Source organism: Leifsonia sp. KNZ13-11D (assembly GCF_056754895.1).
Genome location: NZ_JBPGWU010000001.1, coordinates 309,240 through 328,849, shown reverse-complemented (window position 1 = coordinate 328,849; position 19,610 = coordinate 309,240). Strand labels below are relative to the sequence as shown.

Annotated in this window: 16 protein-coding genes and 1 pseudogene; 6 read left to right on the top strand and 11 right to left on the bottom strand. The window is 68.1% G+C overall.

Features of this window, described 5'->3' with window-relative positions; genetic code table 11:
• Window positions 1-6: 6 nt before the first annotated feature.
• From ACR9Y5_RS01680 to ACR9Y5_RS01655, 6 genes are all read right to left on the bottom strand, one after another.
• The gene (locus tag ACR9Y5_RS01680; RefSeq protein WP_481296321.1) at window positions 7-825 is read right to left on the bottom strand and encodes a carbohydrate ABC transporter permease; all 819 of its coding nucleotides are present in this window, start codon (window positions 823-825) and stop codon (window positions 7-9) included.
• Window positions 826-896: 71 nt separating this feature from the next.
• Window positions 897-1,790: a carbohydrate ABC transporter permease gene (locus ACR9Y5_RS01675; protein ID WP_481296320.1), complete on the bottom strand. Its 894-nt coding sequence runs from the start codon at window positions 1,788-1,790 to the stop codon at window positions 897-899.
• A gap of 105 nt (window positions 1,791-1,895) precedes the next feature.
• Entirely contained in the window at window positions 1,896-3,173 is a 1,278-nt protein-coding gene (locus ACR9Y5_RS01670; protein ID WP_481296319.1) for an extracellular solute-binding protein, read from the bottom strand.
• A 29-nt stretch (window positions 3,174-3,202) separates the two neighbouring features.
• Window positions 3,203-4,531 carry an alpha-galactosidase gene (locus ACR9Y5_RS01665; protein WP_481296318.1) on the bottom strand — a complete coding sequence of 443 codons (1,329 nt, stop codon included), beginning with the start codon at window positions 4,529-4,531 and terminating at the stop codon, window positions 3,203-3,205.
• Between the two features lie 85 nt (window positions 4,532-4,616).
• Entirely contained in the window at window positions 4,617-5,495 is an 879-nt protein-coding gene (locus ACR9Y5_RS01660) for an NAD(P)-dependent oxidoreductase (RefSeq protein WP_481296317.1), read from the bottom strand.
• Between the two features lie 47 nt (window positions 5,496-5,542).
• A complete protein-coding gene (locus ACR9Y5_RS01655; RefSeq protein WP_481296316.1) occupies window positions 5,543-6,361 on the bottom strand; it encodes a hydroxypyruvate isomerase family protein in 819 nt (272 codons plus the stop codon).
• 143 nt (window positions 6,362-6,504) lie between these two features.
• On the opposite strand from ACR9Y5_RS01655, the gene ACR9Y5_RS01650 reads away from it, so the two are divergent.
• Genes ACR9Y5_RS01650 through ACR9Y5_RS01640 form a run of 3 tightly spaced genes read left to right on the top strand, consistent with a single transcriptional unit; the run spans window position 6,505 to window position 9,484 of the window.
• On the top strand, window positions 6,505-7,323 hold the full coding sequence (locus ACR9Y5_RS01650) for an NAD-dependent epimerase/dehydratase family protein (protein WP_481296315.1): 819 nt from the start codon (window positions 6,505-6,507) through the stop codon (window positions 7,321-7,323).
• Complete coding sequence (locus ACR9Y5_RS01645) at window positions 7,320-8,519, top strand: hypothetical protein (protein ID WP_481296314.1); 1,200 nt, start codon at window positions 7,320-7,322, stop codon at window positions 8,517-8,519. The genes ACR9Y5_RS01650 and ACR9Y5_RS01645 overlap by 4 nt, the downstream gene beginning before the upstream one ends.
• A complete protein-coding gene (locus ACR9Y5_RS01640) occupies window positions 8,516-9,484 on the top strand; it encodes an aldose epimerase family protein (protein WP_481296313.1) in 969 nt (322 codons plus the stop codon). Before ACR9Y5_RS01645 ends, ACR9Y5_RS01640 begins: the two co-directional genes overlap by 4 nt.
• Here ACR9Y5_RS01640 and ACR9Y5_RS01635 read toward each other — a convergent pair.
• Together ACR9Y5_RS01635 and ACR9Y5_RS01630 are read right to left on the bottom strand one after the other, a co-directional pair.
• Window positions 9,481-10,167 carry a GntR family transcriptional regulator gene (locus tag ACR9Y5_RS01635; RefSeq protein ID WP_481296312.1) on the bottom strand — a complete coding sequence of 229 codons (687 nt, stop codon included), beginning with the start codon at window positions 10,165-10,167 and terminating at the stop codon, window positions 9,481-9,483. The two genes, ACR9Y5_RS01640 and ACR9Y5_RS01635, sit on opposite strands and share 4 nt — an antisense overlap.
• 427 nt (window positions 10,168-10,594) lie before the next feature.
• Window positions 10,595-10,834: pseudogene (locus ACR9Y5_RS01630) on the bottom strand (aldehyde dehydrogenase family protein); the annotation flags it as partial.
• 422 nt (window positions 10,835-11,256) lie between these two features.
• Here ACR9Y5_RS01630 and ACR9Y5_RS01625 point away from each other — a divergent pair.
• Entirely contained in the window at window positions 11,257-12,090 is an 834-nt protein-coding gene (locus ACR9Y5_RS01625; protein WP_481296311.1) for an alpha/beta hydrolase, read from the top strand.
• Window positions 12,091-12,155: 65 nt separating this feature from the next.
• Here ACR9Y5_RS01625 and ACR9Y5_RS01620 read toward each other — a convergent pair whose 3' ends face one another.
• Window positions 12,156-12,659, bottom strand: a complete 504-nt coding sequence (locus ACR9Y5_RS01620; protein WP_481296310.1) for a winged helix-turn-helix transcriptional regulator — start codon at window positions 12,657-12,659, stop codon at window positions 12,156-12,158.
• Window positions 12,660-12,755: 96 nt separating this feature from the next.
• Between ACR9Y5_RS01620 and ACR9Y5_RS01615 the strand changes: the two genes are divergently transcribed.
• Complete coding sequence (locus ACR9Y5_RS01615) at window positions 12,756-14,198, top strand: MFS transporter (protein ID WP_481296309.1); 1,443 nt, start codon at window positions 12,756-12,758, stop codon at window positions 14,196-14,198.
• A complete protein-coding gene (locus ACR9Y5_RS01610) occupies window positions 14,195-15,097 on the top strand; it encodes a ketopantoate reductase family protein (protein WP_481296308.1) in 903 nt (300 codons plus the stop codon). Before ACR9Y5_RS01615 ends, ACR9Y5_RS01610 begins: the two co-directional genes overlap by 4 nt.
• Window positions 15,098-15,250: 153 nt before the next feature.
• Here ACR9Y5_RS01610 and ACR9Y5_RS01605 read toward each other — a convergent pair whose 3' ends face one another.
• Both ACR9Y5_RS01605 and ACR9Y5_RS01600 read right to left on the bottom strand, forming a co-directional pair.
• Entirely contained in the window at window positions 15,251-16,948 is a 1,698-nt protein-coding gene (locus tag ACR9Y5_RS01605) for a fibronectin type III domain-containing protein (protein ID WP_481296307.1), read from the bottom strand.
• Window positions 16,949-17,277: 329 nt separating this feature from the next.
• Window positions 17,278-19,608, bottom strand: coding sequence for a hypothetical protein (locus tag ACR9Y5_RS01600; protein ID WP_481296306.1), 2,331 nt, complete (start codon window positions 19,606-19,608; stop codon window positions 17,278-17,280).
• Between the last annotated feature and the right edge of the window lie 2 nt (window positions 19,609-19,610).

Genomic DNA, 19,610 nt, shown 5'->3' with positions numbered 1-19,610 from the left:
GCGCGCCTACTTCACGCCGCCCGCGGTCAGACCGCTGACGATCCGCCGCTGGAAGAGGAGCACCAGGATCACCAGCGGCAACGTGGAGACGACGCCCGCCGCCATCTGCGGGCCGAACGGCTGGTCGTACTGCGACACTCCCGCGAACTTGGCGATCGCCACCGTCACCGGCTGGGTCTGGATGCTGATCGACATCGCGCTTGCGATCAGATACTCGTTCCAGGCCGCGACGAACACCAGGATCGCAGCGGTGAACACACCGGGCGCGGCCAGGGGGAGGACGATCTTCCTGAACGCCTGCCCGTCGGTGCACCCGTCGATCAGAGCGGCCTCCTCGAGCTCCCACGGCATCTGCTGGAAGAACGTCGTCAGGATCCAGATGCACAACGGCAGGCTGAAGCTGATGTCCGGGATGATGAGCGCCTGGAACTGGTTGATCCATCCGTATTGCGTGAAGAGCTGGAACAGCGGCGTCAGCAGTGCGATCCCGGGATACATCGACGCGCACAGGATGGCGATCATCACTCCTGGCCGCAGCCGGAACCGGTAGCGCGCCAGCGCGTACGCGGCCGTCGTGCCCACGGCCAGTGCGATGGCCGTCGTGCTCCCCGCGATGATCGCGCTGTTCCTCATGGCCAGACCGAACGAGTTGCTCGGTCCGAAGATCGTCGCGAAATTCTCCAGCGTCGGGTGGAGCGGGAGGAGGGAGTTGTTGAAGATGTCGTGCGGACCCTTGAGGGAGGACACGAGCATCCAGTACGCCGGGAACAAGCACCAGATGCCGATCAGGATCAGCCCGAGCAGGAGACCGAGACCCTTCAGCATCCGGTTCGCTCGTCCTGTCCGGACGACGGGACGGCTGCGCTCCGCAATGCGCGCAGCAGACAACGCAGCTGTCACTTTCTCGGCCCTCCAGCGTTCATGGCTCGCGCCCCCGTGATCCTGATGAAGAGGAACGCGACCAGGAAGATGATGATGAAGGTCAATGTCGACAGCGCCGACCCATAGCCGGTCTTCACTTCCGAGATGGCGTTCTGGTAGGTGAACAGCGACAGTGTCTGGGTGTTGTTCGCCCCATTGGTGAGGATGGAGGGGACGTCGTACATCCTGAGCAGGTCGAGGATGCGGAACAGCAGCGCGACCAGGATGGCCGGTTTCGCCAGCGGGAGCGTGATCAGCCGGAACCGCTGCCACGCGCCGGCGCCGTCGACCTTGGCGGCCTCGTAGATCTCGCCCGGGATGACCTGGAGGCCCGCGAGCACGAGCAGCCCGATGAACGGAGTCGTCTTCCAGACATCGATCATCACGATCGCGATCCGCGGCGTCCACTCCCCCGCCGTCCACAGGATCTCGTGGCCCAGGATCGCGTTCACGATGCCCGTTGGCTGGAACATGTACTGCCACAGCACCGCGGCGACCGCCGTGGGGATCGCCCACGGAAGCAGCACGAAACTGCGGACGATCCCACGGAACCGGACGAGGCCGTTCAGGAGCAGTGCCATGCCGATGCCGAGCACGAGCTCGATCGCCCCGCACACGACGGCGAAGAACAGGTTGTCGCCGACGGCCTGCCAGAACTGAGGCGACTGCTGCCCCCACAAGGCCGATGCGTAGTTCTCCAGGCCGATGAAGGCGGTGCTCCCGTTGAGGTTGTCCGAGAACAGCGATTGGAAGAGTGCCCAGACGGTGGGGTACCCGATGATGAGGACGAGGAGGACCGCCGTCGGCAGCAGCAGCAGATACGCCCTGCGAGCCTCCCTCCGGTCGCGCGCACCTTTCTTCCGTTTCACGGTGGGTGGCGCCGACGCTGGCAACGGGACGCGGGTTGACGTGCTGGTCACGAGAAGCCTCTCTTCAGCCGGGTGCCGACGTGGACCGTCGGCACCCGAGGCCGATTACTTGTTGGCTGCGTCCATGTTCTGCTGCGCCTGTTTGAGCGCGGCATCGACACTCGTCTGCCCTTCGAGGGCCGGATAGAGCGCCTGCTGGAGTGCGATCGACATCGAAGGCCAGTTGGGCGACTCCGGCTGGGGCACCGCTTTGTCCATCGCGGCCTTGAAGGTCGGGATGAAGGGATGCGTGGCGATCAGCTGCTTGTCGTCGTACAGGCTCGCGAGCACCGGCGGCTGTCCTGCGATGGCGACGAACTGCCGCTGCTGGGCGGCCTGCACGGCGAAGGCGCCGAACGCGGCCACCGTACCGGCGTTCTTGCCGTATTTGTTGTCCATGAGTTGCCAGCCGCCGACCACCGAAGCACCCGATCCCGAATAGCCCGGGAGAGGGGCGACAGAGAATTTGTTCTGAACCACTGAGTCCTGCCCTGGCGCCTTGGTCAGCGCGTACGCGTACGACCAGTTGCGCATGAAGACGAGCTTTCCCGTGTCGAACGCCTGCAGCGTCTGCTGCTCGGTGTAGGTCAGCGCGGCGTGAGGGACGAGCCCCGACTTGATCTCGCCGACGAGGTTGGTCAGCGCCGTCTTGCCCGCCTTCGAGTCCACTGTCGGTGCACCCTTCGCGTCGAGCACACTGCCGCCGGCGTCGGTGATCGCCTCCTGGAACGTGCAGCAGGAGAGACCCTCGTATTGTGCGTACTGGCTCGAGAAGCAGCTCATCCCCTTCGCTGCCAGATCCAGCTTGGCGCAGTCGGCCTGCACCTGCTTCATCGTGGTCGGCGGAGTCTTCACCAGATCGGTGCGGTAGTACAGCATCGAGGTGTCCGTGTAGAGGGGGACGGCGTACAGCTTGCCTTTCCATTCCGCCGTCTGCACTGCGGGCTTCAGAAGCTTCGACAGCGGGAAGTCCGACGCGTTCAATGGGGAGACCCATCCTCGTGCCGCGAACTCCGCGGTGAACGAGTGGTTGATGATGAGACCGTCGAACAGGTCGGTCTTCGCCTGGAAGTTCTGAGCCAGCTGATCGTGGATGCCGCTGGTCAACGACGAGTTGTAGGTGACGAGGGTCACCTTCTGGTCCGGGTGCAGCGCGTTCCACGCCTTGGCAAGAGCCGGGTACACGGGCGCGGAAGGCGGCACTCCGATCGAGATCGGCCCCGTGGCCGCCCCGGCCTTCGCCGATGACGGCGAAGACGACGTGGACGAGCACGAGGTGAGGGCGAGGGCCAGAGCTGCTGCGACCACGAGTGTCGCTGCTCGGCCCAGTCTGTTCAGGTGCATGGGGGAACGCCTTTCTTCATTGAAGGGATTTAGTTCAACACCGGTGCGGAATAGATCCAGTCGCTCTCTGCGCCCTCCCACTCCCGCATGCCGTCCGTGACGGCCTTGAGCCGCTCCATGGTGGCTCCGTCGTAGTGACCGAGCGAGAGGCCGTCGCAACCGGAGTCGACCGCGGCCTTGACGCTCGCACGGAGCGTTTCCGGGGTGGCGTTCGGGCGCACGCCGAGCGCCGCGAGCAAGGGCTTCTCGTACCCCAGGGCGCGCCGGGCCTTCATGAGCTTGGCCCGCTTGACCGCCACGCCTTCCGCCGTCCCGAGCTGGTCGGAGTAGTCCGACTCGCGGACCGAGTCGACGAACTGGAACGCCGAGCGGAAGTTGAGCCCGGCCAGCTCCGGCTGGGACATGTAGGTGTTGTACCGGAAGTCGACTTCTCCGCGGGCGCTGTGGATGGCCGACGAGACGAGCTCGAACAGATCGTCGACCGACTTGCGCCGGAACATGAGCCATGCGGTGAACGCCTCGTTCTCGAGGAGCATCTCGGCTTCGCTGTAGTTGCTCTCGCGGAGCATGGCGCCTTCGTGCGCCTCTTCGAGGTAGGTGCCCCTCGTCATCCGCGCGATGTGCCTGGTCTCTGCGACCATCGCGTCCCAGTCGAGGCCGAGGCCCCGCGCTTTCGACTCGCAGGAGGCGCAGAAGCAGCCGCCGGTTGCCGCCGTCATGAGCGACAGCCATCCCCCCGAGACCGCGGAGGAACTGATCGTGTTGTTGCCCGAATATCCGGATGCGAACATCACCAGACAGGTCTGGATGTAGTCGACATCGTGATTCGCCGCAAGATCGCTGACCAGGGCGACCAGGTACTCCTGAATGTCCGGGTTGTTCAGACACGGCAGCGCGTCCGCGGCCTGGGAAGAACCGAACGGCCCGACATTGTTGCCGAAGACATCGAGCTGGAGGGCGTCGGAGAACTGCTCGCGCGCGAGGTCCGCGTCGAGGATCGTGTGGGAGATTTCGCAACCGGTCTTCATCCCGCGCGAGCGCGCCGCCTCGGTGAGCCTGTCCAGCCAGTCCACACCCTGCAAGAAGGGCCTGCTCGAGGTCTGTGGCTTGATGCGCCCGGTGTAGAAGCGCGGGTCAGGTGTCCAATAGGCCCGGCTGTCCTCGGGTGTGTAGAACTTGCGGACGGGGTTGTGCGGGTAGAAGCGAGCGTGCAGCGGACGCTTCTCCTTGTGCATCAGACCGACCAGGTAAGCGGAGTTGACGCCCGCGAACCCTTGGAGGTTGTCCAGCGGCCGGTCGACCCCCTCGTCGGCGAGGTCCCAGGCGTACAGGCTTGCGGCAATTTCATTCAGCGCCATCGGGCGTTCTCCTCATTCGTAGCGTCATTGCTGCCGACATCGCGTCATCGCAATGAACTGATTGTCATTCAGATAATCTTGTCTGTCAATGTGGCATCGGGTTCAGTTCGCGCGTCAGGCGCAGCAGAGCCGAATGATCCAGCCCGCTGCCGTCGCGCGCGGCGAGAGAGGTCATGAGGGCGTCCGCCACGCCGCTCAACGGCAGGGAGAGGCCGAGGGCGGCGGCGTGCGACCGGACGATTCCGAGATCCTTGACGTGGAGGGCGACCCTGAACCCGGGCGGATACTGTCCCGACGTGAACGCGACGCGCTTCCGGTCGAGGACAGCCGAGCCGGCGAGACCGCCGGCGATCGCGTCGAGTGCGGGATCGAGTTCCACCCCCGACTGCTCGAGAAAGACGATGGCCTCGGCGACCGCCTGGATGTTGCACGCGACGATGAGCTGGTTCGCCGCCTTCGTGGTCTGGCCCGCTCCCGCCGGACCGACGTGCCGGACGCTCGCGCTCATGCTCGCGAGGTACGGCTCGGCGCGCTGGACGTCCGCCGCGTCCCCGCCGACCATGACGCTGAGAGTGCCGTCGATCGCCGCCGACTCCCCTCCGCTGACCGGCGCGTCGAGCGCGCCGATGCCGCGCTCCGCAGCCTCGGCCGCCAACCGCCGTGCGACCTCGGGACGGATCGTGCTCATGTCGATGTACAGGGAGCCCGGCCGGAGCACGTCGAGCGCGCCGCCGTCGAGCATGACCTCGACGACGTCTGGGCTGTCAGGAAGCATGGTGATGGCGACCTCGGCATCGCGGAGCGCATCCTTCGCCGATGACACCACCTCGGCGCCGGCCTGGCGAGCACGCTCGGCCGATGCAGCGCTCCGGGCATGGGCCCGCACGAGGTGACCGGCGCGAACGAGGTTGGCCGCCATGGGACCCCCCATGATCCCCGTGCCGATGAATCCGATCGTGGCCATAGCATCTCCTTCGATTTCGTGGCCGGTGGAGGTGAGTGCGGAAGCGGTCAGCCCGCTGTACGGAGCCCCAGCCAGGACAGACCGTCCTCGGTGACGCCGAGCGGCTGATATTCGGCTGCGACGAAGCCTGTGTACCCGGCCGCGAAGAGCTCCTCGACGGCGGCCTCGATCGGCAGCGTCCCGGTGCCGGGCTCGTGCCGGCCGGGGGCGTCGGCGAGCTGCACGTGGCCGATGCGATCGACCCAGTGACGGGCGCTTTCGACGATGTCGACGCCATTGGACCCGAGGTGGAACGTATCGAACAGGAAGGCCGCGTTCTCCACGCCGTTCGCCCGCAACCGATCCAGCACCGCGATGACATCGCCGTCGGTCTCGAGCGGGTAGTCGCCGTTCAGGCCGCGCGCGAGCGGCTCGATGAGGACCACGCCCCCCAGGTCGGCCACGCAGCGGCTCGCGCTGATCAGGCCCGACAGCGCCGCGGCATCCTGCTCCGCACGGTCGAACAGCGGGCTGTACTGACCGTACAGACAGTTGAAGGCCCGGCATCCGGTGCGTTCGGCGATCTCGCGCAGGATGGGGAGGCTCGCTTCGAACTCCGGCCTCCGATCCGGCAGGCACACGACACCGCGCTCGCCGCCGGGCATGTCTCCGGCGTAGAAGTTCATTCCGCTCAACTCGACACCTGCCTGGCCGATGGCGACGATCCAGTCGTCGATCTGCGCCCGCTGCGGCTGGGCCACGTCGAACGGCCACCAGGATTCGATGTAGTCGAAACCTGCGGATTTCGCTCGCGCCGGCCTCTGCAGGAGCGGCGTCTCCTTGAACATGATCGAGATGTTCGCCGAATAGCGACGGCCCCCGTTCACGCAACTCTCCGCGGGGGAATCTGATGGATGGTCATGTTCGGGGAGCGTACGCGGATGATCATCTGTATAGCAAGTAGTTTTTTGAGAATTGACATACTGAACCGAACTCGGCAAGCTTGCCTCACACTCGAAGAGGAGGCTCCATGGCAACGGTTCTACTCACCGGATCAGCTGGCGGGGTCGGTCAGTCCCTGCGACAGGGGCTCATCGAAAGAGGCCACGCGGTACGTTCGTTCGACCTGGTTCCGACCCCGGGCGACCCGGATGCGATCATCGGGAGCCTGCTCGACCTGTCGACGCTCGATACGGCCATGACAGGGGTGGATGCGGTGATCCATCTCGCCGCCATCTCGGACGAAGCCTCGTTCGACGACATCGTCGAAAGCAACATCCGCGGCACCTACAACGTGTTCGACGCGGCCCGCCGCCTCGGCATCCCCCGGGTCGTGTACGCGAGCAGCCACCACGCTGTCGGGTTCGCCCGCCGGGACCGGCCCATCGAATCGCCCGGCCCCTACCTCCCGGACACGTACTACGGAGTCTCCAAAGTGTTCGGGGAGGCGCTCGGGCGCATGACGCACGACCGCTGGGGCACCGACGTGGTCAACATCCGCATCGGCACCGTCGTCGACCGGCCGCGGACCCGCCGCCAGCTCGCGACCTGGTTGAGCCCGCACGATGTCGTTGACCTCTTCGACGCGGCGCTGACCGCGCCGTCGCCGGGCTACGTGATCGCCTTCGGCATGTCTCCGAACACCCGCAACACCTGCGACCTCAGCTCCGCCTACGCCCTGGGGTACTCGCCCATCGACGACGCCGAAGTCTTCGCCGCCGAGGTCGAGGCCACGACGCCCGACCTCGCCGACGACGATCCCGAGCTGCTGTACCTGGGGGGCAAATTCACCGCGATACCGATCGGGGTCCGCCTCAAGGCCCCCGTGCTCAGCAACCGAGAAGCATGAGCAACCGGGTCGGCTTCTACGCCTACACCTGGGACATCGTCGGCGATCCGTACGCGGCGGAGCGCTTGCACGGGCTGGGGGCCGATTCCGTCTCGATCGCCGCCGCGTACCATTCGGTGCGGGCGACGAGCGTCCGGCATCCTTCGCGCCGGATCGTGAGCGCCGGTCGCGCCGCCGTCTACTTCCGCCCGACTCCGGAGCTCTGGAGCGACAGCGCGCTGACGCCGCGGGCTGCGGTCCTGCCGGGCGCCGACGACCCGCTGGCGACGGCGACCGCGAGCCTCACCGCCGCAGGCCTCGGCGTCACCGCCTGGCTTGTGGTCGCGCACAATGAAGAGATCGCGGGCAACCATCCGGAGGCATCGGTCGTCAACGCGTTCGGCGACGCCTACGATTGGGCGCTCTGCATCGCGAACGACGGCGTCCGCCGGTACGCCTGCACCCTCGTCGCGGATGTCTCCCAGCGGGATGGCATCAGCGGGCTCGAGCTCGAAGCGTGCGGCTGGTACGGCTTCGACCACCTCAGCGCGCACGACAAGCTCGGCGTTCCCATCGGCCCCGCTGCGAGCACGCTGCTGTCGTTGTGCTTCTGCCCCTCGTGCGAGCGGGAATACCAGCAGAGCGGCATCGACCCGGCCGCGCTGCGACGGCGCACCCGCGAGGCCCTGGACTCGTGCTTCCGGGATCCGCCGGCGCACGCGTCGTCGTCGCTGACCGATGAACTCGAGGCCGCGCTCGGCGACCACCTCCTCCCTGTACTCGCGATGAGAATGCGGGTGGCGGAGGAGTTCCGCGCAGCGGTCGTACGGGCGGCTCGGGGCGCCGCGCCGGGCGAGCTCGACATCCGCTTCGCCGCCAGCGACGAGCCGGCGGCGGTCGGGGCGTTCGCCGGACTCGACCCGTCGACGCTGGGCGACCGCGATGGAGTGGTGGTCAACGGCTGGGGCGACCTCGACCGGTCCCTCGACCGCGTCCGCGCCTTCGCGGCGGCTGACGCCGACATCCCCATCGCTGTCAGCCTCTGCGTCCTCCGCACCATGACCCCGGAGGGCCGGCCGGATGGGCGCGCGCTGTCGGCTCTCCGCAACGCGGGGGCGACAGATTTCCGCTTCTACCACTTCGGAATCGCCTCCGACGATGATCTGAGCGCGGCGGCCGACGCCATCAGACGGTTTCGAGGGGACGAGCGATCGTGACGGCACGATTCGGGACCTCCGAGCCGGCGAGCGGCATGCAGACGGTGATCCGCGCGGGCGGTGCGAAGGCGATCATCGGACAAGTGGCAGCCGTGCTCCGCGCGTTCTCGATCGATGACGTCGCCTACACCGAGACCTGGCCCGACGAGGTGCTCGCGCCCATGGGCGCGGGGACGGTGCTCGCGCCGTGGCCGGGCAGGGTCGACGGCGGCAGATGGTCCGACGGAGGCGTCGACTACCAGCTCGACCTCACGGAGCCACGGAACGGCAACGCCATCCACGGCCTGCTCCGGGCGGCAGTGTTCATCCCCCACGTGGTCTCCGAATCGTGTGTGCGGATGCAGACGCAGATCTATCCGCAGCGGGGGTACCCGTTCTCGCTCGACGTCGTCGTCGAGTACCGGGTCACCGGCTCGGAGCTGATCGTGACTCACACATTCACGAACATCGGGCGGGGCCGGGCGCTCGTCGGAGTCGGGGCGCACCCCTATCTTCGGATCGGCGATCGGCCGAGCGACGGACTGCGCATCCGGATCGAGGCGCAGAGCATCGTCGAAGTCGACGACCGCATGATCCCGCAGGCACTCGCTCCCGCAGCCTCCCGCGGCTTCGGCACGGCAGAGGGCGTCCTGCCCTCTCCCGCGACGAGGGACGTCGTGCTGACGGGTCTCCGGGCTCACAGCGGCAGGATCCGCCATCGGATCGTCGATCCGCTCACGGGGGATTCCGTCGAGTTGTGGGCCGACACGAGCTTCCGCTGGGTGCAGCTGTTCGCTCCGCCCGACTTTCCGAGCGCCGCCGGGCCGCGCACAGCAATCGCGATCGAACCGATGACCTGCGGCCCCGACGCCCTCAACACCAAGGCCGACCTGATCCCGCTTCAGCCCGGCGAGAGCTGGAGCGGATCGTGGGGGATCCGGCCGCGGGTGTCGGGGACGACCGCCGGCGCCGTAGGCGAGCGCTAGAGCGACGCCGTCGCTTCCTTCGCGTCTTTCGCCTCGAGCAGGGGGATGTCGGCGAGCAGGGCGTCACGGCAGCCGTGCAAGTCGTGGCGGAGCGCACTGACCGCGCCCTCCGGGTCGCCAGCGCGGATCGCTTCGAGGATGGCCTCGTGCTCGGCCGTCAGCGACACCAGGTTCACACCGGCGGTCTGCCGCACCTGGGCGATGCACAGCTGAGACTCCCCCATCACCGTCTCGTGCATCCTGCTCAAGCGCGGACTCTCGATCGCGTCGACCAGTGCACGATGGAAGGCGATATCCGCCTCCGTGTGCTCCGTGTGCAGGTCGCGCTGAGCCGCGATGGTCATCATCGCCAGGGCCCGCTCCGCGTCCGCGGGCGTGGTCCCCTCCTCTGCGAGCCGGGCGACCGCCTGCGACTCGATCGGTTCGCGGCTGAAATAGAGGTCCCGCACGTCCGCCGCCGAGAGCCGAGGCACCATCGCGCTCTTGCGGGGACCCCGGCGCAGCAGCCCTTCGTTCGTCAGCCGATCGAGGCCGGCCTTCGCCGTCGGTCGGGCGACATCGAACTGGGTCGCGACCCAGCTCTCCGTCAAGCGCTCCCCCGGCGCAAGCTGGCCCCCGATGATCTGTTCACGCAAAGCCTCGCTCAGCGAATCCGTCAAGGATGACAACTTGAGCAACGACACGGCCCACCTCGAATCGAGAAGATAGTTTTGCTATACAGATTTGCTTGTAAAGCTTATCGTAATCGCTGAGTGCCCACTGCCGGTTGCGCATTATCAGTGGTCGAGGTACGCACTGCTCATCGTGTCACGCCGGCGCCGGGGGCGGCCCTCGTTCGCGACTGCCTCGATGACACTGGGGCGGAATCGATTGTGGGGTCCTTCTGGGCGATGGGCCAACTGCTCGCGCCTCAGGAGTTGCAAGTGCTTCATCACCACCCCGCGGGAAACAGACACTTCTGCCGCGCTTCGTGGGTCGACAACTCACCCGAGGCACCCGGTGCGCCCAGGATCTCCATCCGTTTCGGGGTGCTCCCGATCACGCGTGATGCGCTCGAAACTGGATGCGTTGCGCTCGCCGGCGAGTTCTGGCCGGTGTGGTCATCGCTCGCTATGACGACACCGGGAATCCGAAGCTGAAGAACCGGAACCCTTCGGCGCCGTACGCTTTCGTGTCCCCGAAAATGGAGCTCTTCGCGCCTCCGAAGGAATAGGCAGCCACGGGCACGGGGATGGACACGTTGACTCCGACCATGCCGGCATCGACTTTCCGCTGGAATCGCCGGGCCGCCCTCCCGTCAGTCGTAAAGATGACCGCCCCGTTGGCGTACGGATTGGCGTTGATGAGTTCGCGGACCGGCTACGGGACCTGGCCGAGCAGGCCGGATGCGCGAACCCCGAGAGCGTCGGCGCCACGCTCGCGCTCCTCTACGACGGCGCGGCGGCACGCAGTGCCGCCATCAGCTCCCGGGGTCCGTTCCAGCAGGCACGGACCCTCGCCGAAGGCGTGGTCGCCGCAGCGCTCGTGAAGCGGGAGTGAGCGACTGTCGCTCGCCCGCGGACGAAGGTCTGCGCCAGCGCCCCACATCCGGGATCGTGCTGACCAGCAGATCCCCCGCCGGGAGGTAGCGCGGCGGCCTCCGGCTCATCCCCCTGGCGGAGCCGGCGCTCCGAGGGCCGCCGATCGTCGTCGCTCCGAGCGGGCGGGGGTCGACGACGTGGGCGGGAGCAAAAGTCGATTACCTGGCGCGAAGGCGGTGGTACTGTCTGCGGGTGCCCGAGGTTCACCCGCAGAGCGAAGGTCTCGTGATCGACGATCGTCGCGTCGACGGCCCACATGGGCCCATCCCTGTCCGGATCTACGCTCGTTCGGACACGCGGGCCGCCCCGGGTTTGGTGTGGCTCCACGGCGGAGGCTGGACCGCCGGTGACCTGGATATGCCCGAGGCGGATGGGGTCGCTCGATGGATTGCGGCGCGAGGAGTGGTGGTGATCTCCGTCGACTACCGCCTCGCCGTGGACGGCGTGCATTTCCCCGTACCGCTGGACGACGTCATCGCCGCGTTCCTCTGGACGCTGACCAACGCACACACGCTGGGCGTCGATCCCTCCAGGCTCGCGCTGGGCGGTGCCTCGGCCGGCGGGAACCTCGCCGCGGGCGCTGCGCTCCGCCTCCGCGATGACGGTTCGCCTCAGCCGTCGCTCGTGGTGCTCGCATACCCCATGCTGCACCCGCATATTCCCGAGATCCGTGAGAATCTGGCTGCCGCCGTGGCCGCCCTTCCGCTCGAACACCATGCGTTCGATCACGAGTCCGGCGATCGGCTGACGCGCAATTATGCCGGGAGCGCGGAAGCTCTCGCGGACCCGTACGCTTTCCCGGCCAACGGCGACACGACGGGCCTTCCCCCGCACATCATCGTCAACTCAGACGCGGACACCTTGCGTGCGTCCGGGGAAGCGTACGCCGCCCTGCTCGCCTCCAGCGGTGTCACTGTGTCCTCGTCGTACGAGCCAGGGACCGAGCATGGTCACCTCGATGTCGCGGCCGGCGGCCGCGCGGCCGAGGACACGCTCGAAGTGTTCGTTCGAGCACTCACGCGTTGACGAGGGCTTTCACCAGCCGACTCTCAGCGCGCCACGCCGCGCGGGGCTTGCTGTCAGGGCCCGCCTCAGTCGGCCGACGACGTTGCCGCACTGACGAGTTGCACCTGGGCGCCGTTCCATTCGCCGGGCCGCGTCCAGCGCACGTTCTCCGACGTCAGCCTTCTGCCGCACGAGACGCAGACATCAGCCGACTCCACCCGTGCTCCGCAGGCGACGCAGTTGATGCCCAGCCGGCCCGGGCGTGGTTCCGGCCCGTACTCGTCGGCCCAGAGGGCGAACGCGTGGAGGATCGGCAAGGTCGCGGCCCCGGCCTCGGTCAGCCGGTAGTCCGCCCGGGGACGGGTCCCATCGCCGGAGGCCGACCGCTCGAGGAGGCCGCTCTCGACCATCGTGCGCAGCCGCGCGCTCAGCGCCTTGTCTGTGATGCCGGTGCGGGTGGCGAACTCCTCGAACCGGCGGGCACCCGCGAACGCCTCGCGCAGGATGAGCAGCACCCAGGGGTCGCCGACGATGTCGATGCCCCGGGCGATGGTGCACTCCCGGGTGGACCAATCGGATCTCAGCGGCATATCGTCCTCCCGAAGCTAGCTTAGCGCTAGCTTCCGTGAAAAGTTGTTCAGAGTGATCGCTTGCGGTGGTGCGGCATTCTGTGGCCTACTGATGCGGTGGCTGACTTGCTTGAAGCTAGTAAGAACGAGGTACGGAGTTCCCGCCTCGGAGTGACCTTCTTCGTGGTCGCGACCGGGAGCGTGCTCGCCTCGCTCGACCTCTTCATCGTGAATATCGCGTTCGGTTCGATCAGTGCCAGCTTCCCCGGCGTGCAACCTCAGCAGCTGGCCTGGGTGCTCAACGCCTACGGCATCGCCTTCGCGGCGCTCCTGATCCCGTTCGGCCGGCTGGCCGACGTGGTCGGGAGGAAGCGGACCTTCGTGGCCGGTCTGGTCGTTTTCGTCCTGGCCAGCGCGGTCTGCTCGATCGCCCCGGGGATCGGCGTGCTCATCGCGGCGCGCGCCGTGCAGGGGGCGGCGGCGGCCGCTGTCATCCCCACCAGCCTCGGACTGCTCCTCGCCACAGCTCCGCGGAACCGGCACACCCGGCTCGTCAGCGTGTGGGCGGCCACCGGCTCCATCGCCGCCGCCCTCGGTCCGACCGTCGGCGGGCTGCTCGTGCAGGTGGATTGGCGCTTCATCTTCCTCATCAACGTCATCCTCGCGCTGCCCGCCCTCATCGTCCTCCCTCGCGTGCCCTCCGTGCCCGGCTCGGGCGGTCGCCGACCCGATCTGCTCGGATCGCTCGCTCTCGCCGGCGCGGCCGCCCTGGTCGTCTGGACCGTCTCGTACAGCTCCGACGCCGACGTGAGCCTGTGGCAGCTCGGCATCGGCGCTGTGCTGGCGGTGCTCTTCTCGGCGCTGTTCGTGTGGAGGAGCCGGCGGGCGGCGGTCCCCGCCGTGAACCTGCGGGTGTTCGGCAATCGCGGATTCCGCGCCGCCTCCGCCGGGATGTTCTTCTTCTACGCGGGATTCGGCATCATGCTCGTCGGTGCGCCGCTGCTCCTCACCGGTCCGCTCGGGCTGCCCCCGGCCGTCGCCGGCCTCGCCTTCGGCGCCGGTCCCGCCGCCGCCGTGGTCTCGACCCTCGTCGCGGGGCGCCTCCCGTCGACCCCGCGTGGCCTCGGCCTCCTCGGCGGTGCCCTGTTCGCGCTGGGTGGCCTGTGGTGGACGATCGCGCTCACCGCCGGCGGCTCGTTCTGGTGGGGCTACCTCCCCGGGATCGTGCTCACCGGGCTCGGAGCCGGTCTCGCGCAGACCGCGTTCATCGCCGGCGGGACCGCCAGCCTTCCCCCGCACGAGTACTCGGCCGGGACGGGCGTGCTCAACACCGCTCGCCAGATCGGTTCGGCTATCGGAGTCGCGGTCTTCGTGGCACTCACCCTGGGTGCCACGACCTCGCTCGCCGGCTACGCCGGCGTCTGGGCTGTCGTGACCGCCGCGGGACTCCTCGCCATCGTGGCGGCGTGGGCGATCCGCGATAGGTCGACGGTTCCCGACGACCTCGCCGCGGACGCGGCCGTCCTCGCCGAGGACGTGGAGACGGAGGACCGTCGATGAGGTACCTGATCGTGGGAGCGGGGGCTGTCGGCGGCTATCTCGCCGCGCTCCTCCAGGACTCCGGTCACCGGGTGACGCTGCTCGTCCGGCCCGAGCGGGCGCGCATCCTCGCTCGGGACGGCCTGCTGCTGACCGAGGCGGGCGGCTCATCCAGGGCCATCCCGATGGACACGGTGACAGCCGACGCCGTCCTGCCCGAGTACGACGTCGTGTTGCTGTCGGTGAAGGCGTACGCCCTGCAGCCGGCGATCGCAGACCTGCAGAACGCGGTCGGACCGGATGCGGTCGTCATCCCATCGCTCAATGGCATCGGCCACATCGAGCCGCTCGAGGAGAAGTTCCCCGGACGCGTCCTCGGCGGGGTCTGCCTCGTCGCGACCGAACTGCGCGAGGACGGTTCGATCGGGGTCCTCCGGCCCGGGGCGACGCTCGTCTTCGGCGAGCTCGACGGACGGATCACCGACCGCGTCCGCAGGATCGCGGAGGATCTGAGCGATGCGCCCATCCAGAGCTCCGCCTCATCCACCATCGTCGCCGAGATGTGGGAGAAGTGGCTGCTGCTCGCTTCCGGGGGCGCGACGAACACCCTTCTGGGCGCAGACGTCGGCCGGATCGTGGCGGCCGAGGGCGGGGCCCGGACGGCGGAAGCCGTCATCGACGAGGTCGTGGACGTGATGACGCATGCCGGTCATGCACCGCGGGCGGATGCCGTAGGGTTCGCGAGGCGCGTCCTCACGGAGGCGGGTTCGGGATTCACGACCTCGATGTACCGCGATCATCGCGCGGGCCGTCCGGTGGAGGTGGAAGCGGTGCTGGGCGATCTGGTGCGCCGCGCCGACCGCCTGCACGTCCCTGTGCCACTACTCGCGGCCGCCGCAGCCGCACTCCGAATCGCCTGACAGCCAAGCTGCCGGCTGGACCCTCAATCCGATCAGACGAATTGAGGAGGTCTGTCCCGTGACTGCGTTACTGGATCACTGCGCCGGTCCCGATGATGCGCCACGACCAAACCGCGAGTGCCGGTGTGGCTGTGCGGTGAGCGCCGTCCAGGCTCAGTCGATGCGTGGCTTCTTGGAACGGCTGCGCACTCGTGCGGCACCCAGAACGCCCAGCCCAGCGATCAGCAGAAGCCCTGCCAGTGCCGCCGGCAGCGCCTGCGCCTGGTCCGAACCGGTCGCGGCCAACGACGTCGCCGCCGGGCTCGCCGGGGTCGGTGCCGGGCTCGCCGGCGTCGGTATCGGGCTCGCCGGGGCTGGTGTCGGGGTGACGGCGTTGGACGCCGTGGAGGCGGGACCGGCGCCGACGGCGTTCGTCGCGGTCACCGTGAAGGTGTACGTGTCCCCGTCGGTGAGGCCGGTCACCGTGAGCGGGGAACCCGCACCGGACGCGGTCTGTCCGCCGTTGCCCGGCGTGGTCGTGTCCGTGGCCGTGACCGTGTACCCGGTGATCGCCGAGCCGCCATCACCGGCCGGAGCGGAGAATGCAACCGACGCCTTCCCGTTTCCGGCCGTAGCCGAAACCCCCGTCGGCGCGCCCGGTGTCGTGGCGGGCGTGACGGAGCTGGAGGCCGTGGAGGCGGGACCAGCACCGATGGCGTTGGTGGCGGTCACGGTGAACGTGTAGGTGTCCCCGTTGGTGAGGCCGGTCACGGTGACGGGAGAACCTGCGCCGGACGCGGTCTGTCCACCATTGCCCGGCGTGGTCGTGTCCGTGGCGGTCACCGTGTACCCGGTGATCGCCGAGCCGCCATCACTGGCCGGAGGCGAGAACACCACGGAGGCTTGCCCGTTGCCGGCTGTAGCCGAGACTCCCGTCGGTGCGCCCGGTGTCGTGGCCGGGGTGATCACCGACACCGTATTGCTGCCGAAATCGGCCACGTACGTCGTGTCCGTGGTCGTATTCGTCCCGAGCCCGGACGCGGCGCTGCCGACGGGGATTGTCGCGGTCACCGTGTCAGTAGCCGCGTCGATCACCGACACTGTATTGAAGCTCTGGTCGGCCACGTAGACGGTGTTCGTGGTCTCGTTCACCGCCACCCCATACGGACTGCCGGCGCCGCCGCCGATGGGCACGGTCGCGGTCTCCGTGTTGCTGGCTCCATCGATCACCGACAGCGTGCCGGCAGCGAACTCCGTCACGTACACCGTGTTCGTGGTCTCGTTCACCGCCACCGCATAGGAGAGGCCGAGGACGGGCACCGTGGTGCTCACCGCGTTGGTGGCTCCGTCGATCACCCACAGTTCGCCGCTGAAGGTGGTTACGTAAACGGTGTTCGTGGTCTCATTCACCGCCACGTCGAATGGGTTGCCGCCGAGACTCACGGTCGCGGTCACCGTGTTGGTGACCCCATCGATCACCGACATCGTGTCATCGGCCTGATTGGCCACGTACACGGTGTTCGTGGTCGCGTTCACCGCCACCCCGGTCGGGGCGCTCCCGCTGGGCAAGGGCACGGTCGAGGTCACGGTATTGGTGGCCCCATCGATCACCGACACAGTGTCGTCGAACTGATCGGTCACGTACACGGTGTTCGTGGTCGCATTCACCGCCACCCCCTGCGGGGAGTTGACAGGAACCGTGGCGGTCACCGTGTTGGTGACCCCATCGATCACCGACACGCTGCTATCACTCGAGTTGGCGACGTAGGCGATGTCCGTGCTCGCATTCACCGCGACCGACGCCGGGTTCCCACCGACGGGTACGGTGGCGCTCACCACGTGGCCGGTGGCCGCAGAGGCCGACGCTGCCACGCCGAGCAGACTCAACGGCGCAGCCAGAGCGACCGCGCCTGCCAGCGCCGCCAACCGCATCCGCCACACCCGGTGGACGGACCCGCGGGTACGCCGTCGGCCGACCGGCCCAGTGTGGACAATCCCACCGGTAGTGTGCGATGCGCTCATTACGTGACCTTCCTCAACGCCAGCACACCGGGATCGTCCTGGTCCGCGAACACTCTCGTGCGGAAATCGCACGATTTCATAATCCTAGTGCTGGCGACGGACCGGCCACGTGCCCCCAAAACAGAGCGCAGGTCATCCGTTCACCAAGAAGAAGCCACGAGCAAGGAGGTCGTGGAACCCTACGGGGTCGGGACGGGGATCGGTGCCGCCGTCGCGGAAGGCGTCGGAACCGGCTCGCCGGACGGTGAGGCACCAGGGCTCGGGGCAGCGCTCGGTCCCGGTGCGGGCTCTGCGGTAGACCCCGGCCCCGTCACGGGCCCCGGGGTGGACGTCGGCGTGGTCGCGGGCGCTGTCGTCGGCGCCGGCGTTCCCGTCCCCGTCCCGTGTGCCGGAGAGGCGCCGGGCGCAGGGATGGCTGAGGGGTCCTGCTGGATGATGGACTTGAGCTGCTGTTCGAAGTCGAGGAGTCTCGCCTGGACATCGGCCAGCGCCAGCCCTTCGAGGTTCTTCGAGAAGGCCTGGATCTGCGCCCACAGCTCGGTGAGCTTCTTCAGGGTGGAAGCGTCCGGGACGGAGCTGACCGTGAGGACCAGTTGCTCTGCCAGCGCAGCGGTCACGCAGTCGACACAACCGTAGTTCGCGGCCGCGGCGAGGTTCTGCGGCACGACGACATCGGACTGGCCGACGATCAGAACCACTTGGAAGGCGACGGCGACGGTGGTGCAGCCGGAGCAGTGCGCGAATGCGTAGGCGGAGTTGGTGTTCAGCGCGGACTGGCCTCCCGTCACCCAGACCAGTGCGAACGCCACGTCGTACAGTGTCGAGCCGTCCGTCGTGTTGACGGCGAGCGCCTGGTTGTCTCCGGGGCTGGGCGCCGGAGGTTTGTCGAAGGGGAACACCCAGGACGGGGAGCGACCGTCGTGGGGGATCAGCACCGTGGCAAGCTGCGGGTGGTCAGCGGTGGGACGGGCCACACCTGCAGGCCAGACGGTGTTCACCGCGCCGGACGACCCGGGCGAAAGGTGCCCGGGCTCGTAGGAAGCCGGAGCGATGATGTCGGAGAGCGTGCCGCGTTCGTACGGCTCGATCGGGCGATACGTCTGGGCACCGGGCCACCACGCGAACGCCAGACCCCCCAGCATCGCGACGACGAGCGCGGCGGCGACACCACGGCGCACCGGGCGACCGCGGGTTCCGACCCACAGTGCGGTGAGCCCTGATTTCGACAGACGGGCGAGGATGTACAACGTGCCGAGGATCGGAAGCGCGGTCGCGGCGATCAAGGCGATCTGCGCAGCGCCGGCCGCCGCATCCCCCCGGCCGAACTCGGCGGCGAGGGCCTGACCGCGCTCCGCGAGCGCCGTCGCAGCGGTGCCGATCACCCGGGGCAGGGTGAGGACCATCATCACCAGCGAGAACAGCAGCATCGGGACGACGACGAGGACCCACACGCACACGATCGCGCGCGCCCACGGCTGGAGGGTGCGCGACTCCGGCCGCCCCCACCGCCACGGAAGCAGGCCCAGCAGCGTCGGCTTGATGCGCTGGAAGAGGTCCGGAACGCCGGTGAGGTCGGCGAGCACGTGATAGCCGTCGAAGCGCACCGTGGGCAGGAGCTGGTGAACCATCTGCAGCAGCTGGGTCAGGGCGACCAGGAGGAGCGCATCCCACCGCGTGACCCACCAGACACCCACGATGACGACCGCGACGATAGCGTTGAAGTAGAGGCCGCCGAGGTCGGTGCGGACGCGCCCCGCTCTTCCGAGCCGGTACGAGTCCGTCACATCGGTGAAGAACGCGGGCCAGAACAAGTAGAGCCCCGTCCCCATCCGTCCCGGAGTCGCACCTCCGTACCGGGCCGCAGCGGCATGCCCGAATTCGTGGAATCCGGCCGACAGGATCGTCACGGCGACGATGAGGAGCAGGACCCCGGGGTCCTGGAACGCGTGATAGGTGGCAGCAGCAAGACCGTGCACCATCAGGAGCCACCAGCACGCGGCCACGAAGAGACACAGCACCGGGATGACGACCATCGGGTGGAACAGCCGAGCGAAGGGCGCAGTGACCCGACGCGTCACGTCAGGATTCGTGACCTCCTTGCGCAGCCGGAGACCGAGAAGCGGGCTGGACCGTTTGACCTCCGGCTCGGAACCGTCCGCCCGCGCCAGGAGTCCCAGGGGGCGCAACGACGAGTCCACGAGGCTCAGGACATCCTCGGGACGGACCAGCCGGCCCACGCGCGAACTCACGCGTTCGGCGATCCCGTTCACGTCCCGGTTCCCGTCGATCTCGTCGAGGACCGCATAGAGCAGCGGGGTGAGCTGAAGGGTCTGCCCGTCAGCTCGACGTGCCAGCGACGGCGGCTCCCGATAGCCCGAACCGCGCATGGAGCCGATCAGTTCCACGCCCTGCGCACGGACCGGGACCTCAGCGGCCCGGTCCGTGGCTCCCGTCGCGTCGAGCAGTGACTGGTCGCCCTGCGTGGGGGGCGAGTCCGGTGGGACGGTCACCG

Coding starts and splice junctions, on each gene's coding strand:
- ACR9Y5_RS01620 (WP_481296310.1), bottom strand. CDS start 12,659: ATGCCGCTGAGATCCGATTGGTCCACCCGGGAGTGCACCATCGCCCGG.
- ACR9Y5_RS01665 (WP_481296318.1), bottom strand. CDS start 4,531: ATGGCGCTGAATGAAATTGCCGCAAGCCTGTACGCCTGGGACCTCGCC.
- ACR9Y5_RS01645 (WP_481296314.1), top strand. CDS start 7,320: ATGAGCAACCGGGTCGGCTTCTACGCCTACACCTGGGACATCGTCGGC.
- ACR9Y5_RS01670 (WP_481296319.1), bottom strand. CDS start 3,173: ATGCACCTGAACAGACTGGGCCGAGCAGCGACACTCGTGGTCGCAGCA.
- ACR9Y5_RS01660 (WP_481296317.1), bottom strand. CDS start 5,495: ATGGCCACGATCGGATTCATCGGCACGGGGATCATGGGGGGTCCCATG.
- ACR9Y5_RS01650 (WP_481296315.1), top strand. CDS start 6,505: ATGGCAACGGTTCTACTCACCGGATCAGCTGGCGGGGTCGGTCAGTCC.
- ACR9Y5_RS01610 (WP_481296308.1), top strand. CDS start 14,195: ATGAGGTACCTGATCGTGGGAGCGGGGGCTGTCGGCGGCTATCTCGCC.
- ACR9Y5_RS01680 (WP_481296321.1), bottom strand. CDS start 825: ATGCTGAAGGGTCTCGGTCTCCTGCTCGGGCTGATCCTGATCGGCATC.